This window comes from Paenibacillus chibensis (genome assembly GCF_004001045.1).
GTDB classification, from domain to species: domain Bacteria; phylum Bacillota; class Bacilli; order Paenibacillales; family Paenibacillaceae; genus Paenibacillus_AQ; species Paenibacillus_AQ chibensis.
On record NZ_BIMK01000003.1, the window covers coordinates 117,802 to 134,135 of the forward strand.

At 52.8% G+C, this 16,334-nt stretch carries 15 protein-coding genes and 1 riboswitch; of the genes, 2 read left to right on the top strand and 13 right to left on the bottom strand.

Annotated features, from left to right (window positions below; translation table 11 throughout):
* Positions 1 to 116: 116 nt before the first annotated feature.
* The 8 genes from PCH05_RS02925 to metA form a co-directional block, all read right to left on the bottom strand.
* Positions 117 to 1,694, bottom strand: coding sequence for an ROK family protein (locus tag PCH05_RS02925; RefSeq protein WP_127600499.1), 1,578 nt, complete (start codon positions 1,692 to 1,694; stop codon positions 117 to 119).
* A complete protein-coding gene (locus PCH05_RS02930; protein WP_127600501.1) occupies positions 1,694 to 2,803 on the bottom strand; it encodes an S-methyl thiohydantoin desulfurase family protein in 1,110 nt (369 codons plus the stop codon). The genes PCH05_RS02925 and PCH05_RS02930 overlap by 1 nt, the downstream gene beginning before the upstream one ends.
* Positions 2,796 to 4,115 carry a cytosine permease gene (locus tag PCH05_RS02935; RefSeq protein ID WP_127600504.1) on the bottom strand — a complete coding sequence of 440 codons (1,320 nt, stop codon included), beginning with the start codon at positions 4,113 to 4,115 and terminating at the stop codon, positions 2,796 to 2,798. The genes PCH05_RS02930 and PCH05_RS02935 overlap by 8 nt, the downstream gene beginning before the upstream one ends.
* Positions 4,116 to 4,166: 51 nt before the next feature.
* Positions 4,167 to 4,751 carry a TetR/AcrR family transcriptional regulator gene (locus tag PCH05_RS02940; protein WP_127600506.1) on the bottom strand — a complete coding sequence of 195 codons (585 nt, stop codon included), beginning with the start codon at positions 4,749 to 4,751 and terminating at the stop codon, positions 4,167 to 4,169.
* A 228-nt stretch (positions 4,752 to 4,979) separates the two neighbouring features.
* Complete coding sequence (mqnC, locus tag PCH05_RS02945) at positions 4,980 to 6,113, bottom strand: cyclic dehypoxanthinyl futalosine synthase (protein ID WP_127600508.1); 1,134 nt, start codon at positions 6,111 to 6,113, stop codon at positions 4,980 to 4,982.
* Positions 6,114 to 6,342: 229 nt separating this feature from the next.
* Entirely contained in the window at positions 6,343 to 7,521 is a 1,179-nt protein-coding gene (locus tag PCH05_RS02950; protein ID WP_127600510.1) for an aminotransferase class I/II-fold pyridoxal phosphate-dependent enzyme, read from the bottom strand.
* Positions 7,514 to 8,701: an aminotransferase class I/II-fold pyridoxal phosphate-dependent enzyme gene (locus PCH05_RS02955; RefSeq protein ID WP_127600512.1), complete on the bottom strand. Its 1,188-nt coding sequence runs from the start codon at positions 8,699 to 8,701 to the stop codon at positions 7,514 to 7,516. The genes PCH05_RS02950 and PCH05_RS02955 overlap by 8 nt, the downstream gene beginning before the upstream one ends.
* A 39-nt stretch (positions 8,702 to 8,740) precedes the next feature.
* Positions 8,741 to 9,676 (bottom strand): homoserine O-acetyltransferase MetA, encoded by a 936-nt coding sequence (metA, locus tag PCH05_RS02960; protein ID WP_127600514.1) that lies wholly within the window; start codon positions 9,674 to 9,676, stop codon positions 8,741 to 8,743.
* Between the two features lie 113 nt (positions 9,677 to 9,789).
* Positions 9,790 to 9,914: riboswitch (SAM riboswitch) on the bottom strand.
* A gap of 465 nt (positions 9,915 to 10,379) precedes the next feature.
* On the opposite strand from metA, the gene corA reads away from it, so the two are divergent.
* Complete coding sequence (gene corA, locus PCH05_RS02965) at positions 10,380 to 11,315, top strand: magnesium/cobalt transporter CorA (protein ID WP_127600516.1); 936 nt, start codon at positions 10,380 to 10,382, stop codon at positions 11,313 to 11,315.
* Positions 11,316 to 11,405: 90 nt separating this feature from the next.
* On the opposite strand, the gene PCH05_RS02970 is transcribed toward corA, so the two are convergent.
* Complete coding sequence (locus tag PCH05_RS02970; RefSeq protein ID WP_127600518.1) at positions 11,406 to 12,410, bottom strand: HRDC domain-containing protein; 1,005 nt, start codon at positions 12,408 to 12,410, stop codon at positions 11,406 to 11,408.
* Positions 12,411 to 12,603: 193 nt separating this feature from the next.
* Here PCH05_RS02970 and PCH05_RS02975 point away from each other — a divergent pair, with 193 nt between their 5' ends.
* Positions 12,604 to 12,903, top strand: a complete 300-nt coding sequence (locus PCH05_RS02975) for a DUF3055 domain-containing protein (protein ID WP_127600520.1) — start codon at positions 12,604 to 12,606, stop codon at positions 12,901 to 12,903.
* 79 nt (positions 12,904 to 12,982) lie between these two features.
* On the opposite strand, the gene PCH05_RS02980 is transcribed toward PCH05_RS02975, so the two are convergent.
* The 4 genes from PCH05_RS02980 to PCH05_RS02995 all read right to left on the bottom strand — a co-directional run bounded on the left by PCH05_RS02980 (position 12,983) and on the right by PCH05_RS02995 (position 16,316).
* Positions 12,983 to 13,654, bottom strand: coding sequence for a stalk domain-containing protein (locus PCH05_RS02980; RefSeq protein ID WP_246049335.1), 672 nt, complete (start codon positions 13,652 to 13,654; stop codon positions 12,983 to 12,985).
* 200 nt (positions 13,655 to 13,854) lie between these two features.
* Complete coding sequence (locus PCH05_RS02985; protein WP_127600522.1) at positions 13,855 to 14,736, bottom strand: ROK family protein; 882 nt, start codon at positions 14,734 to 14,736, stop codon at positions 13,855 to 13,857.
* A 234-nt stretch (positions 14,737 to 14,970) separates the two neighbouring features.
* Positions 14,971 to 15,828 carry a 5'-3' exonuclease gene (locus PCH05_RS02990; protein ID WP_127600850.1) on the bottom strand — a complete coding sequence of 286 codons (858 nt, stop codon included), beginning with the start codon at positions 15,826 to 15,828 and terminating at the stop codon, positions 14,971 to 14,973.
* A 128-nt stretch (positions 15,829 to 15,956) separates the two neighbouring features.
* Positions 15,957 to 16,316 (bottom strand): arsenate reductase family protein, encoded by a 360-nt coding sequence (locus tag PCH05_RS02995; protein ID WP_127600524.1) that lies wholly within the window; start codon positions 16,314 to 16,316, stop codon positions 15,957 to 15,959.
* Between the last annotated feature and the right edge of the window lie 18 nt (positions 16,317 to 16,334).

The window sequence follows — 16,334 nt, forward strand, 5'->3', positions numbered from 1 at the left end:
CTCTTTGTGGTCGGGTGTTTGCAGTATTTGCATAATACGTTATAACCTGACATGAAATCAGGCCTCCCCCTTCGCAGATTCGCAAAAGAAAGAAGCCTGATATGTTCGTTTGATGATTACAATCTGCCGGCCGCTTTCACCTTTACCAACAGCGCATTGCCGGGCAAATAAGCAATGGGAATGTCCTCCGCCAGCACGATTTGAACCGTGGACCGGTCCGCGCCTGCAAGCACCGCCTGCTCGATGGCATGGTTTTTCGCAGCCTCCTTGGCCTCATCGTAAGTCATTTCATCCAGAGAATAGATCCGCTCGGTCTCGCCGCTGACTTCACCCAGTGCCGCGCCGATGGCATTGGCCGCATCGTAATAATCGGGTCTGACGATCCTCGCAACCCCTTCGAGCCGCTCCGCGACAAGGATGCTGCCGCCGCCAACGAGCACGACATCGACATCATCTGCGCTCGTTTTCATGCGATCAATCGCATCTTCAATAGCCCGGGTAATCACCTCATCCGCCTTCCGGCAAATCGTCTCGTCCAGATCTTCAGTCATGCCGCCTTCCCAGGCATAGCGCCCAAGCTTGACGGCCACATCCGTTGCCGTCAGTGTATCGCCGCCAAAGATGCGGCCGCGCCGCAGCAGCTCGTAGCCGACGCTGTCCGGTCCGACGGTGACGAGATCCTTGGCGGTTTCAGCCCGTACGATCGTACCGCCGCCGATTCCGATCGAGAGGATGTCCGGCATGCGGAAGTTCGTGCGGACGCCTCCGATTTCGACGGCAGCCGAAGATTGGCGCGGGAAGCCCTGAGCCAGCACGCCGATATCCGTTGTCGTACCGCCAATGTCCACGACCAGGGCATTGCTGAGACCCGATAAATGCGCCGCGCCCCGGATCGAGTTGGTCGGACCGCAAGCAATCGTCAGTATCGGATAAGCGAGCGCGTATTGGCTGCGCATCAGCGTGCCGTCATTTTGGCATATATATACGCCGGCATGGATTCCGAAACCTTGGAGCGCCTTCTCAAAGCCCTCGACGACGCCCGCGATGACTTTCAGCAGGGCTCCATTCAAGATGGATGCATTCTCCCGCTCCAGCAGCCCGATGCTGCCGATTTCATGAGATAAAGTGACCGGCATGTTTTCGCCCAGTACTTGTTTGGCAAGCTGCTCGACCCGTTTTTCCTGCGCGGTATTGACAGGCGAGAACACGCCGCAGACCGCAATGGCATCGACTTGGCCCTTCATGCGCGCGAAGCATTCCATCACTTCGGCTTCATCCAGATCCACGATCGTACGGCCGTCGTATTCGTATCCGCCGTTGACGATATAAGCATGCGTACCGACCGCGTCTTTCAGCGTATCATCCCAGTCCGCCTGTGGCGGAATGGAGGTTGTTGCGGGTGCACCGAGGCGAATCAAGCCTACTTTGCCGAGATGCTTGCGCTCAACGATGGCATTGGTGCAGTGAGTCGTACCCAGCATCGCATACCGGATACTTGCGGGGTTCACACGGCTCTCGGAGAGCAGACGGCGTATGGATTCCACGATTCCCTCGTTCACGTCCCGCGTCGTATGCACTTTTACCGTATGAATGGTGTTCAATTGCGAATCCAGCAGGGCAGCATCCGTATTCGTACCGCCGACATCGATCCCGATCCGGTACGCTTCCTCATGTCCGATAATGGTCCAAGTCATTACAGCTTCTCTCCTTTCCCGCCAGCCAGTTCCTCGATCGGCACATACGGCACGTCATATCCAAAATATTGCGGTCCGACGGTATCCAGCCCTTTCGGTGTCCGCCATTTGGGATCGCACGGAAAACCGACTGCTACGACTCTCGCTCCGTACTTCAAATTTTCGGTCGTAATCGGCATTCCCGTATCCTGGTCCAGCAGCGAGATGAGATCCGGTGTAACGGCCAGGGACTTCCCTTCCTCCGTTGCAAGCAGGAACTCATTCTGGAAGAATAAACGCATCATGCGGTCCCGGCAGGCGTCCGTTCCTTCGAAAACCGCCTCGCCTTTCGTGAATCCGCCCTCGGTGCGCCGCCGAATATCGACCGCTTTGCCTTGAAATAGCGCATACCCGTGGAGCTGCTCCAGCAGGGCTTCAATCGGATTTTGTTTCAAATCCTTCGATTCAAATAACGTTTTCCCAATATCGTAGGCCAAAGAAAGGGTGTGCGGGATGGCGCTTTGCTTCGCCTGCGCACCGGACACCGGGTAATCGCAAATCGATGCTGATCCTCCCATCTGAATCGTAATGGCGCGGGCCATGCGCTCCTCCCAGATCCCGTCGATCGCGTGCATAAGCACACCGTTCCCGCGTTCATCGGCCATCGTGATCGGACTGCAGTCGATGCCGTCCAAATAGAAGGTCACCATCTGGGATTCCGGAAAAGCACGCCCCATCGCATCCGCATCCAGAATAGGAATGCCCCGCTCCGCTGCCGCGAGGACGGGCACAAGCGAATTGCCGCCGCCGACCTCGATCGGCATGATTGCAGTCACTTTACGGCCCAGTTCTTTTTCAATCAAATCCAGGGGCATCGCCATTTGCTGAACGGAAGGGATTTTCTCATTCATGACGGTTGGCGCCCCGATCATCGAAAGTGGTACCACCAAATCGTCATCCGCAAGCTCCTCCGGGCTCAGCACGCGGACGGGACCGTATTTGCGGATCGCTTCAAGCGCCATCAATTTCCCGATATGGGGGTCTCCGCCCCCGCCGGTTCCGAGTACCGCCGCACCAACCGCGATATATTGAACCGCCTGTTCATCTAATTGCTTCAGTTTGTTATTCATGATGTGTTCCTTTCTTGCTTACTATTTTTCCGAAGATCCACTGTACGATAAACGCGAAGACAAATGCGTCCAGGGCCGGCACCCGCGTCAGCTGGAACAAGCCGAATCCGTCCGGTGCCGCCGTCGTCATATAAGCGAACAGCGTCGCAGCGACCCATACGAGCAGGGAACGGATGATCCATTTCGGATTGCGGTCGATCGCTTCGAAAGTGAATTTCTTGCGGTCTACCAGCAAATATTCGGCCGTATAGACGCCGCCGATCGGTGACACGAACATCGTAATGACGTTCAGGAAAGACAAGAACTTGTCGTAAATGCCGAAGACGGCCAAAGAAGTCGCAAAAAGTCCGGCAATGACGGTAATCCATTTTTTCGGAATGCGCCGGAATACGACCGAGAAGCCGAGCGACGCGGAATACAGGTTGTTCGTATTGGTCGTCCACTGTGCCAGCGTCAACACGATGATCGCCGGCAAACCGAGGCCGAGCGAGATGAAAATATTCGTCAAGTCATCCGTATCCATAAGCCGCGACAGGAAAATGGCGATAACCGTCATGAAGCTGTTGCCGATAAAAAATCCGATGAACGCCGCCGTGACCGCATGCATCGGCGTCCGGGCCCAGCGTGCGATGTCCGGCGAAAGCACCGTACCGACGATGAATATGCCGATGACGAGCGATATCGCGGTTCCCATCGGAATCGGCGCTGCGCTGATCGGCTCCCAGATCGCCGAGGTGCCCTTTGTTTTAAACGCCATGACGATGGCCACGCCGATAAAAATAATCAGAAGCGGCACGGACCAAACGCTCAGACGCTCAATCGAGCGGTATCCCCAAATGGCCGTCGACATCATCAGCACGCCGCCGATGAAGGAAAGTACGCCTAGCGATAAATCGATCCCCCACAGCTTGTGGAACGCCGTTTGCATGTTCGAAGCGAAAAATCCGGCCTGTACCCCGAACCAGCCGAGCGAAAAGATGCCGAGCACCACCGATACGATGCGCGCCCCGACGTTGCCGAACAGGAACCGGCTGATCATCGCTGTCGACAGCCCCGTTTTCGCGCCGACATAAGCGCACAGAGCGCCGATAAGCCCCAAAATGAATGATCCGATAATCGTGGCCGTTAGCGAATCAGCCAGATTCATGCCGTTGCCAAGCTCTGCCCCGAGAAACATCGCCGATAGATCGATGCCGATCGCGATCCAGACCAGCGCCATGGACAGCCACTGTTTACGCATATGCGCAGGAACAGGCTCCCTTTCGAAATCTTGCGCTCCTTCACTTCCAATGACTTGACTAATCTCACTCATGTTCCCATCCCCCTGTTGTTGTGAAATCTTCCTTTGCTGCTTGTCCGATTTCTAGGAGCTTACGCCGTTCCAAAACGTATCGAAGGCATGGTTCAGCTTACGCTCATAGACTTCTTTGGAGGTGTAATAGAAATATTGCATGGCTAATCCATCCATCACGTTGAGAAAGGCATCCACGAGAGGCTGCAGGGACTGATCCGGAATCGAGCCCTCTTCCATGCCCTGCAGAATGAATTGTTCGATGATGCTTGTCAGCAGCCCGTCGGAGTTCAGGAAGGCTTGTTCGATCGTTTCCTTCAGGAACGCCGGCGGGAAAACCACGTACCGCAGCACGAGCACGCTTTCCTCCCGGTGCCGCTGGTAGAACTCGTACTGCCTGGCCAGAACCCGGCGCAGGCTTTCCTTGGCGCCAAGCTTTTTCTTTTCCCCCGAAAGCTCCTGGACGTAAGTGTTATACGAATCCATCGCCTCACGGAACACCGTCATGAACAAATCCTCTTTATTTTCATAGAAGGCATAGATCGCCGGCGTCTTGACGCCGACTTCCTTCGCGATTTCCGAAAGCGCCGTACCGTCGTACCCTTTTTCTCCGAATAATCGCATAGCCGCTTCCTTCAACTTCTGTTTGGTGGTCATGAATATTTCACGCTCCATTTTTAATTAACGTTAATTAAGTAGAATATACATATAAACGCATAATAATACAATACCTTTTTCAGATCATACAGATTTCATTTTTTTCCATAAGGTTCTTTAATACGCTAGACAACGACTTTCCAAGACTTATTAGGAGATTCTGGGGCTTTCAATCCACACAAAAAATCCTGCTTCATCACCGAAGCAGGATTTGATAAAAAATATGAATTAGTTCTGCATTACAAAGTCGCGCTCGATTTCCGTGCCTTCTTCAAACACTTTCAAAATATCATAGCGGGTATTACGCTGCGCAGGAATTTTGCCTGCCTCGCGAATCAGCTGCAGAATCGAAGCGATGTTGACCTTGTGAACCGCGCCTGCGGAAGAAACGACGTTCTCTTCCATCATGGTGCTGCCGAAGTCGTTACAGCCGTAGCTGAGCGACAATTTGCCGACTTCAGGTCCCATGGTAACCCAGGAGGACTGCAGGTTTGGAACGTTATCAAGCACCAGGCGGCCGATCGCTACCGTCTTCAGATAAGCTTCCGGCGTTTCGCGTTCGCGTTTGAGGCTCGTGTTATCCGGCTGGAACGTGAACGGAATGAAGGCCAAGAAGCCCTTGGAGTCATAGCCGTTTGCAATGCATTCGTCCTGCGCATCGCGGACGCGAAGCATGTGCAGCGCACGCTCCTCCATCGATTCGCCGAAGCCGATGACCATTGTCGCGGTCGTATTCATACCGATTTTATGGGCCATTTGCATGACGTCCATCCAATCGCGCCAAGTGCCTTTATGCCGGCTGATCTTTTTGCGGATGCGGTCATCCAGAATCTCGGCTCCGCCTCCTGGCAGGGAATCCAGGCCGGCTGCCTTCAGATCGCGCATGACCTGTTCCAGGGAAAGGCCTGAAACCTCCTGCATTTTGCGAATCTCGGCTGGGGAGAACGAGTGCATCGTTATGTTCGGGAACCGCTGCTTGATGCCGCGGAGCAGATCGGTATAGTAGCTGAATGGCAGATCGGGATTCGTGCCGCCCTGCATCAGAATTTCGGTACCTCCGACATCCTCGGTTTCCTTGATTTTCTGGAAAATAACTTCATCGTTCAGCAGATACCCTTCATTGTGTCCCGGTCTGCGGTAAAACGCGCAGAAGGTACAGAATGTGTCGCATACGTTCGTATAGTTGACATTCCGGCCAATCACGAAGGTCGTGATCGGATCGGGATGCTGTCTTTTCATCATGACATCGGCGGCATGGCCCATTTTCTCAATTTCATCACTCTCAAACAGGGTTACACTGTCTTCTAAATTCAGACGTTCACCCCGCAGCGCTTTGTCCAAAATCTGATTTACGGTGCTCATCTCCGGCAGCCTCCTTATCATATGGCGAATTTTGAATAAACCTAGAACTTATTTCCTTCAACCAATCCACACCATCTTACCATATTTTTTGTTTGAGAAAAACTTCACTTTCTTACCAAACTGCCATGATTTTGCGTAAACATTGTCATATCAAGCTCCCAATTCCCGTGTTTTCACAAAATAGACACAAAAAGAAAGCACCGCCGAGGGCGGCACTTTCTTCTATTCATTAACCTTGCAGGGCCTGATCCAGGTCTGCAATCAGATCGTCGATATCCTCCAGCCCTACGGAGAAGCGCAGCAGTCCGTCCGTAATGCCGCGCTCATGACGAACCTCGGCCGGCATTGCCGCGTGGGACATCATGGCCGGGTAGGAAAGAATGCTCTCCACCGCTCCAAGACTGACGGCAACGAGCGGGATCTTGACCTTGTTCAGCACTTGCTTGGCACGTTCGCCGGAGCCGACGTCGAAGGAAACAACGGCTCCATAGCCCTTCGACTGCTTTTCATGGATTTCTCTCCCCGGATGATTGAGCAGCCCAGGGTAGTAAACGTGCTGGATATCCGGCCGCCCTTGAAGCCATGCCGCCAGGACGGCTGCGCTGTTCTCGCTATGATTCATGCGCGCCTGCAAGGTTTTCATTCCCCGCATCAGCAGCCAGGAATCCTGAACGCCCAGCACCGTTCCCAATCCGTTCTGCAGCATCTTCAGCTGCTTGCCGATGGAAGACGTACGCGCAACCGCGAGCCCTGCCAGCACGTCGCTGTGTCCGCCGAGGAACTTGGTGGCGCTGTGCAGCACAATATCCACGCCCAGCTCGATCGGGCGCTGGTAATACGGCGTCATGAACGTATTGTCGAGCATCGTCAGAAGATCATGCTCCTTCGCCCACGAGGTAACGGCAGCAATATCGGTAATTTTGAGCGTCGGATTCGACGGCGTTTCCATATATACGGCTTTTGTATTCGGCTTGAGCGCCGCCTTGACCTGATCGAGCTCCGTCATGTCCACGAACGTGCTCTCGATGCCCAGACGGTTCAATATGCTGGTAAGCAGACGATATGTACCTCCGTAAACATCCTCGGTCACGATCATATGATCGCCAGCGGACAGCATCATGAAGGTGCTCGAAATCGCGGCCATACCGGAGGAATAAGCGAAACCGCGTACCCCGCCTTCAAGCAGCGCAATGTAGTCTTCAAGCGCCTGGCGCGTCGGGTTGCCGGAACGGCTATAATCATGTACCGGAGGATTGAATACATCCTCATGATGGAATGTCGAGGCTTGATAAATCGGAACGCTGGACGCTCCGGTCGTGCTGTCGATTTCAGATCCGAAATGCAGCAGCTTGGTTGCGAATTTCAATTGTTTTTCGGTGCCGTTTGGCTCCTTGGCTTGATCACTCATGCTTATGTCCCCCTTCAATTTCCTCGATGGCCGCGTCGAGTGCTCCGCCGAGATCGGCGATCAAATCGTCGATATGTTCAATGCCTACCGAGAAGCGCAGCAGCCGGTCATCGACGCCTACCGCCTTCCGGATTTCCTCCGGGATGTCCGCGTGGGTCTGCACCGCCGGATACGTCATAAGGGATTCCACACCGCCCAGGCTTTCCGCGAAAGCAATCAGCCGGATATGGCGGAGAACCGGCTCCACATAACGGGCATCCTTGACCTTAAACGAGAAGATCCCCGTGTTTCCGCTGGATTGCTTGTTTTGAATCTCATGGCCCGGATGATCCGGGAAGGCAGGGTGATACACTTCCGCAACCGCCGGATGCGTCTTCAGAAAGTCCGCCACGGCCTTGGCATTGCTTTCATGGCGTTCCATCCGCAGCGCAAGGGTCTTCATGCCTCTCATAAGCTGATAGGAATCGCTCGCGCCGAGCACGGCCCCAATGGAGTTATGAAGGAAGAACATTTCTTCCGACAGCTCCTTGCCTTTGGTAATGATGAGGCCTGCCAGCACGTCATTATGTCCGCCCAAATACTTGGTGGCGCTGTGGATGACGATATCGGCTCCAAGCTCGATCGGACGCTGGAAGAACGGCGTCAGCAGCGTATTGTCCACGATCGTCAGCAGCTGATGGCGCTTGGCCCAGGTAGCTACCTTCTCGATATCCGTAATCATCATCAGCGGATTGGTCGGCGTTTCGATAAACACCGCCTTCGTTTCCGGGCGTCTCGATTTTTCCAGCTCGTCGAGATCATTCGTATCCAGGTACGTTGCGCTGACCCCGAATTTCGAAAAAATCCTTTCGAGCATGCGGTATGTGCCCCCATACAAATCCAGGGAAACAATCAAATGATCCCCCTGCCCGAACAGTGAGAAAATCGTTTGCAGCGCAGCCATGCCGGAGCTGCAGGCAAAGCCGGCATCACCCGATTCCAGCTGGGCTGCCGCCTCCTCAAGAACCTTGCGGGTCGGGCTTTTGGTCCGCGCATAGTCGAATCCTGTGCTCTGGCCGAGCTTCGGATGACGGAAGGCCGTTGCCTGGTATATCGGAAAATTCACCGCACCCGTCGCCGGATCTTCCAGCGAGCCGATCTGTGCGAGCCTGCTTTCAATATTCAATGGTTTCTTCTCCATGTTGTTCTCCCCCATATTTTCCTGTGATGGATGCTCCGGTTAAATCTGCGGCCAGACTTCAGCAGCCTCTCCGATATCGTAAGGCGTTTCCTGATATACATAGTAATTCAGCCAGTTAGAGAATAATAAGTTTGCGTGGGCTCTCCATACTGCCGGAGGAACACGGGACGGGTCATCGTTCGGGTAATAATGTTTGGGAATTTCCATGTCCATGCCCTTCGCAATATCGCGTTCATACTCCCATTTCAAGGAGTAAGGATCGTATTCCGAGTGGCCCGTGACGAAGATCTGTCTGCCGTCCTTGGTGGCAACGAGATAGATGCCGGACTCCTCGGACTCGGATAGAATCTCAAGCTCATCGATGCTCTCAATGTCCTCGCGCCGTACCTCCGTATGGCGGGATTGAGGTACATAGAACACTTCATCAAACCCGCGTAATAGCTTCACATTTTGCTGGTTAAGCGTGTGCGGGAACACGCCGAAGCATTTTTTCGCCAAATCCCATTTCGGCACGCCGAAATGATGGTACAATCCCGCCTGCGAGGCCCAACAGATGTGCAGCGTCGAGGTGACGTTCGTTTTGGACCAGTCCATGATTTCCTGAAGCTCATCCCAGTAGTTCACGTCTTCGAATTCCATCTGCTCCACGGGCGCCCCCGTGATAATCATGCCGTCAAAGCGGCGGTGACGTACCTCGTCAAATGTTTTGTAGAACGCCTCTAAATGCTCCTGGGACGTATTCTTGGACGTATGCGAGCTTGGATGAAGCAGCGTGATCTCCACCTGCAGCGGGGAATTGCCCAGGAGGCGCAGCAGCTGCGTTTCGGTCGTTTCCTTGGTCGGCATAATGTTCATGATGGCAATCCGGAGCGGTCTGATGTCCTGGTGGTAAGCCTTGCTGTCGTCCATCACGAAAATATTTTCTCCGCTAAGAATCTCTTTAGCCGGCAGCGCGTCCGGAATTTTAATCGGCATGATTCAACACTCCTTTTTGAGGTGGCGAAAATCATTTTAGGGAGCAAGGTGTATATAACAAAAAATGACCTTCTCCAGCATAGAGAAAGGTCATCACGTGTATTCATACGCCTCTCTCATCTGTCAGGAATCATCTGCATGGGTCGCAGCATGCTCCTGCAAGAATTAGCACCGTGCGTAAGATACGCCGGTTGCCGGGTTTCATCGGGCTAGTCCCTCCACCTGCTCTTGATAAGATTTCGCAATATTAAGTTAGGTAAAATGAAAATACAAACGATCTTGTTCATTACTTTAAATCATAATCCCATCCTTCGTCAAGAAGCTGCGGGGCTAACGGCAGCATAAATTTTTTCGAACGTATTTCCAGCCTTTGTCATACGCTGTAGACGGGTATCATCCGCCAGCCATTTTCTTCTTGAAAGGTCCATGGCCCGGCGTTATACTAGACAAGTGTTTAAACCGATATGACAGAGGTGACATGAAAGATGGAAGGCGACCCGAGCCCGAAGCTGAGTGCAAACGAACACAACTGCATAGAATCGAAATCAGCTTGCCGGCACAGGGAAGTTTTCATTGTCGTGTCCTTTGCAATTTCTGACTAATCCTCATTTTTCCCAAACGGTGAAGCTGATTTCTTTCCTATGCTCTAATCAAGCATATCCCGTATCATGCGCGGCATGACGGGTTGAAGGAGTGAAATCATATGAAAATCCGGTTGGTGAACGACGGCGTTTTCAGCCCGATCGATGATATCCAAACCACACTGACTGCCCCGCCTGCAGGATTCTTCTGGATCGATGCGGATGTTGACGACCTTGCTCTGCTGCAGCCTTTGTTTTCCCTGCATGATTTGGCGGTGGAAGACTGCTTGAGCGATGAGGAACAGCGTCCCAAGATCGAAATCTACGAAAGCCATTACTTTATCGTTGTCAATTCCATCCGCTTTGATGACGAGGAAATTTTCCTGCGTTCGCTCAACGTCTTTTTGGGCCGGCATTACATCATTACGGTTACCAAACAAAAGATTCATGAGCTGCGTTCCCTCAAACCGATTTTGTGGGAGCAGGAAGTCAGCACGCCGGACCGTTTTCTGTACCTGCTGATCGACCTTGTCGTGGACAATTACTTCACCGTAAGTGACCGCATCGAGGCCAAGATCGAGAAGCTAGAGGAAGACATCCTGATGCATACGAAAAAATCCCATTTGAACGAGATCATTGGTCTGCGCAGTGAGATTTTATGGCTGAAAAAAGTGCTGGGGCCGCAAAAAGAGCTTATCAACACCCTGAACAAACGAGATCTCCGGCTGATTGACGATCAGCTTCAAAAATATTTCAGCGACATCTATGAAAATGCCGTTAAAATTTCCGAAACCTTCGACACGTTCCGCGACCTGATGGGCAACCTTCGTGAGGCCTACCAATCCAGTATCGCCAACCGTGCCAACGAAATCATGCGCGTGTTTACCGCCATCACGACGATATTCATGCCGCTGACGGTCATTACCGGCATTTATGGCATGAACTTCGATTATATTCCCGAAATCCACTGGCAATACGGCTATTATGTAATTATCGGCATCATGGTTTTACTGGGCATCAGCATGGTGCTCATATTCCGGAAAAAAGACTGGATCTGAAAGAAACGATGGATCCTTTTATACGAAGGACGAAGGTGCGATGGATTCTCAAAGATCCCCCTTCGTCCTTTTTGCGCTTATTTCCGGCGATTATCCCGCATTCTTCTGGCTCTCCGCTTCCCTGCGGTAACGCATCCGGATCAGCCGCAATCGCTCATACCGCTGCTCCATGACAGGCCCAGCCGCCGATTCCTGGCCGTACACATGCTGCAGAACGGGCTTCAACAACGTGTCGCCCAGCTCGCCAAAAGCATTCCATACCTCCTCCTGTTCCGCCTGCGGCATGTCCGCAAGCTCCATGGCAATCAGGAGCTCGGCGTCATAGCCTTCCTTCTCCAGCTGTTCCAGCGCTTCCACCAGCTCCCGTCTCGTCAGGCTGCTCTCCTGCTCCAGCTGAGCTAGGCGCTTGCCTTCGCTGATGCCCCGCAGCAGCAGCTGCTGGGTCCGGTATTTATCGAGATCCTGCTTATATTTCAGTTCCTTTTGTTTGTAGACCCAGGACGCAAAGATCTGTTCATCCAGCTCGCCTAGCACCCAGTCCAGCGGAAAATCACGGTGCCGATCCCGTCCTGACGTCATGTCCAGCAGCTCCGCGCCATATTCGGCGGCTTTATTGTCGCCCACACCCGGGAGCTGAAGCAGCTCATCCGCGTTCCGGGGTACGAAGGTGCTGATCAGCCGCAGAAGCCTGTTGGTCGCGACAAAATAAGGGGCCTTCCGCTCTGCCGCCGCCTTTTTACGCCTCCAGGCACACAGCTCATTGTAGAGGTCCTCATCGCAGTGCAGCTCACTGTAGCAATAGAGCTTTTGAATCCGCCGGGTTCCCCCCTTCTGCTCCTCCTCTTCATGCATCATGCCGTCGATCAGCGGTCTGAAGCCTTCACCGAGCTTAACGGCAAGCTCATGCCGATAAATGTACAGCATTTCATTCCACGATGCGCCTTCATACCAGATGCTCTCCTGCAGCCCGCCGTCTGCATGCAGTTCCCTCCAGCCCAGCTTCCAGGCGCCCTCATCCTCTCCGATCCATACTTCGGCCGAGCCATCCGCGCCTTCGATTTGATTGACCATTCGATTCATGAATACGATCTGCATCCTTTCAACCTCCACCACAAAATCAGCACAACAAAAAGCACCTCTCTTGAAATGCAAGAGAGGTGCTTCCCCGAAAGATTATGCTGTTACTCAAGATCATACCATATCGAGGGAAATGGTCAATGATAATCTTTGCTTTTTGCTTTATAATATCAGGAAGATAGAACCGAAATTCAAGGAGTGATCGGACATCATGCCTCGACATGGAGAACTGGATTTTTTAGCGGATAGCACGGAGCAGACGTCCACCCGTTTCGTCACCTTTTTAGGCCCGTCAATGAAGCGCTTTGATCTGGCCATTACGACGACCGCGCTGTTTTACGGCAAAAGCCTTGTAGCGGATTTGCAGCAGGGGATTTGCGCCGTTATCGGAGCGGATGATCTGGAGGAGCCTGGATATCTGGAGGCCACCTTCAAGATCGGGGAAACGGAGGCCGAAGAGTTAAGGGAATTCCTGCAGATGGTCGTCGGCATGCCGTATTTTACGGATTAACCTGATATCAGCGCCCGGAAGCATTAAAAAGACCCGTCCGCATGCCAATGCCGGACAGGTCTTTTTTGGGTTCCTAAGCTTATTTGTAGTAAGAGGTCGTTAGCGGAACGAACATGGCACCGCTTTTTTTTACATCGGCATACACGAACAATTCGCTCACGCCGGCAATATCCACTTCGATCGTTTTCAAGCCGTCCTTCACCGCAATGCTTTCGGTCTTGAGCTTCACGTTCTTATCGCTGTCTTCAACGAAAAAGTTGTCGATGTTTTCACCCACGGCTGCCACCTGCAGGTAGAGCTTCTGGTACTTCCCTTTCGGAAAGAGCATGAAGCTGCTGGAGCGGGCGCTGCCGGCGTTATCGAAGTAAGCCTCCTTATAATCCTTGCCCTGATAGGTGGTTTGCGCCGGATCTTTGGTGTAATACATGCTATCAAAGCCTTTTGCGATGGCCACGCCTTCAGCCTTCTCACCCAATTCCACCGTCGATGTTTTCGAGTCGTACGATACCGCTACTCCCATGACATCGGCCACGGCGCGAACAGGCAGGTACGTCGTACCATTGTATGTAATCGGCAGTACCGCATTTCCTTTTTCGTCTCTTGCCTGCACCGGCATTCCGTTATACTTCAGTTGAATATTCCCGTTAAGGTATGCCTTGATTTCCTGCAGCTGGGTACCGGCGTATACCCCTGTCCCCGCTGTCAGCATGAGCGCCGCCGTCGTGCCGAAGATGATCCATTTCTTCTTCAATCAATTCTCTCCTCTCGGTTTCGTGATTTCGGATATCGATTTTCACAACAAGAAATATAGAGATTTGCAGCTGTGAATACAAGTGACTTTATGATCATAAATTGTAAATCATTACATCGTGAACATGAAATAACAAAAAGGCATGGAGGTCCAAGGGCCACCATGCCTTTACTCCCATAAAGGAGAGTCCGTGCTTTGTTTTATGCTTCCGCCAATGCCTTTCTCGCAAGGGCCAGCGCCCCGCACAAGCCTGCATTGTCACCAAGCTGCGGGGATACGATGTACTCGGCAATATTCTCGTTTATGGCAGGCGACTGGACATAACCGTTCAGCAGCTCCTGCAGTTTGGTATGAATCAGCGGAAACAGCTGCTGCTGCTTCATGACGCCACCGCCCATCACGATCTTTTGCGGAGACAGAATCAATATATAGTTCATAAGCGCTTGCGCCAAATAATAAGCTTCCATGTCCCACGCGGGATGATCCGGTGTCAGATCCGCTCCGGGAACTCCCCAGCGCTTCGATAGCGACGGGCCGGCGGCCACGCCTTCCAGGCAGTCGCCATGATAAGGGCAGAAGCCTTCGAATTTGTCTTCGGGATGGCGGCGTACCAGAATATGACCCATTTCCGGATGAGATAAGCCATGGATCAGCTCTCCGCCTACCACTGCGCCGGCACCGATGCCGGTTCCCACCGTGATATAAAGACAGCTGTCATATCCTTTGGCCGCGCCCCAGGTATATTCACCAAGCGCCGCGCCGTTGACGTCCGTATCGAATTCGATAGGCACCTGAAAATGCGAGCCCAGATGACCCACGATATCATAATTGCTCCAGTAAGGCTTCGGCGTTGTCGTAATCCGTCCGTATGTAGGACTGCCTTTAACGGGATCAATCGGTCCAAAAGATCCGACCCCGATGGCCTCCACGCCTTTATCTTGGAAAAATGCGACAACCTGAGCCATCGTTTCCTCCGGCGTAGTGGTCGGAAAGCTCACCCGTTCCAGCACGGTTCCGTCTTCCTTGCCGATTCCGCATACAAATTTCGTTCCTCCGGCTTCAATTGCTCCCAGAATACTCATCGTTTGCAAACCCTCCTGCATCATTCTCATTGTCTGTTTTTTTCATGAGGTCTTTTCAGTATGAAAACCTATCCATAACCACGGGCATTATAGCCCAGTTGCTTCAAAAAAGTCAATTCGCAGGCTCACATCCTGCGCAGGTCCAGACGTTCCAATGGCGCGGAAAGCCAAACCAAAGGGGATGCCAGCGTGATGCCAGCATCCCCTGCGATCATTTATTTATAAGGACGTCGCTTAGACAACAACCCCGAGCAGGTGGCAGAGGCTCTTCATTTCAAGCTCCTCGAATTTATCCACAACGTTTCGCTCATCCAGCGATAGCTCGCAGATGTCCAGATCGCATGCCACAGGCACGCAGCAGTGGATCTCTGCCAATTTGCGGGACAGATGCAGCATATCGAGATCCGCCTCAATTTTGACGCGGACGCTTTTCGATACCTGGTCCAAATGTTCCAGGATTCCATCCACCGATCCAAATTCCTGAACGAGCTTATGCGCGGTTTTCTCGCCGATGCCGCGGACGCCAGGATAGTTGTCGCTCGCGTCGCCCATCAGGGCTTTGACATCGATAATCTGGCGCGGATGAAGCTGCTTTTCCTCGTATAAGGACTCCGGCGTGTAGGCCTTGTAGTTGCCATGGCCTTTTTTCATAATAATGACGGTCGTCCGGTCGCTGACAAGCTGCAGCAGATCATGGTCGCCGGACAGGATCATCACATCCATATCCTTGCTGAACTGCGTCGCCAGCGTACCGATGCAATCATCCGCCTCATAGCCTTCAGCGCTGATATTCGGCACGCCCATGCTGTCCATGACATCACGAATGATGGAGAACTGGGGTACCAGATCATCCGGAGCTTCCGGACGGTTTCCTTTATAAGCAGAGAACTGCTGACCACGGAAGGTCGAGCCTCCGAGATCCCAGCAGCAAATCACGTGGGTTGGATCAAAATTTTGAACGGCATCCCAGAAATAACGAATGAAGCCGTAAATGGCATTGGTCGGAATTCCTGATTTCGTACGGCGGATATACCCGCTTGTGGCGGTCGCATAATAAGCTCTGAATAATAATGCCATCCCGTCAACCAGCATGACGGACTGGCGTTTATCATTAGGTATCAATCTTTGTGTCTCCCCTTGTCTGCCCTATTCCCTCTGCAGGGTCGGCAATTCTGCCTCTAGTATAACACAACTCCGGGGAGCTTTTGGGCTCTTTCCTGTTATCCCCACTCGGATTCGTACTGATCCTCTTTGAACCCGACCGTCACTTTGCTGCCATCGGTCACGATGGGGCGCTTGATCAGCATCCCGTTCGAAGATAATAGCTCGATCTGCTCTTTTTCATCCATGCCGGCCAGCTTGTCCTTCAGACCCAGCTCCTTGTAGACCTCACCGCTCGTATTGAAAAACTTCTTAAGCGGAAGTCCGCTTCGCTTCACCAGCTCGGCCATGACCTCGGGCTTCGGAGGTTCGTCCTTGATATGGTGCAGGGTCAGCTCATGGCCATGGGCCTGCAGCCATTTGACGGCATTACGGCAGGTACCGCATTTCGGATATTGATACACTTCCAGTTTACTCATTGGATGTCAACTCTCTTT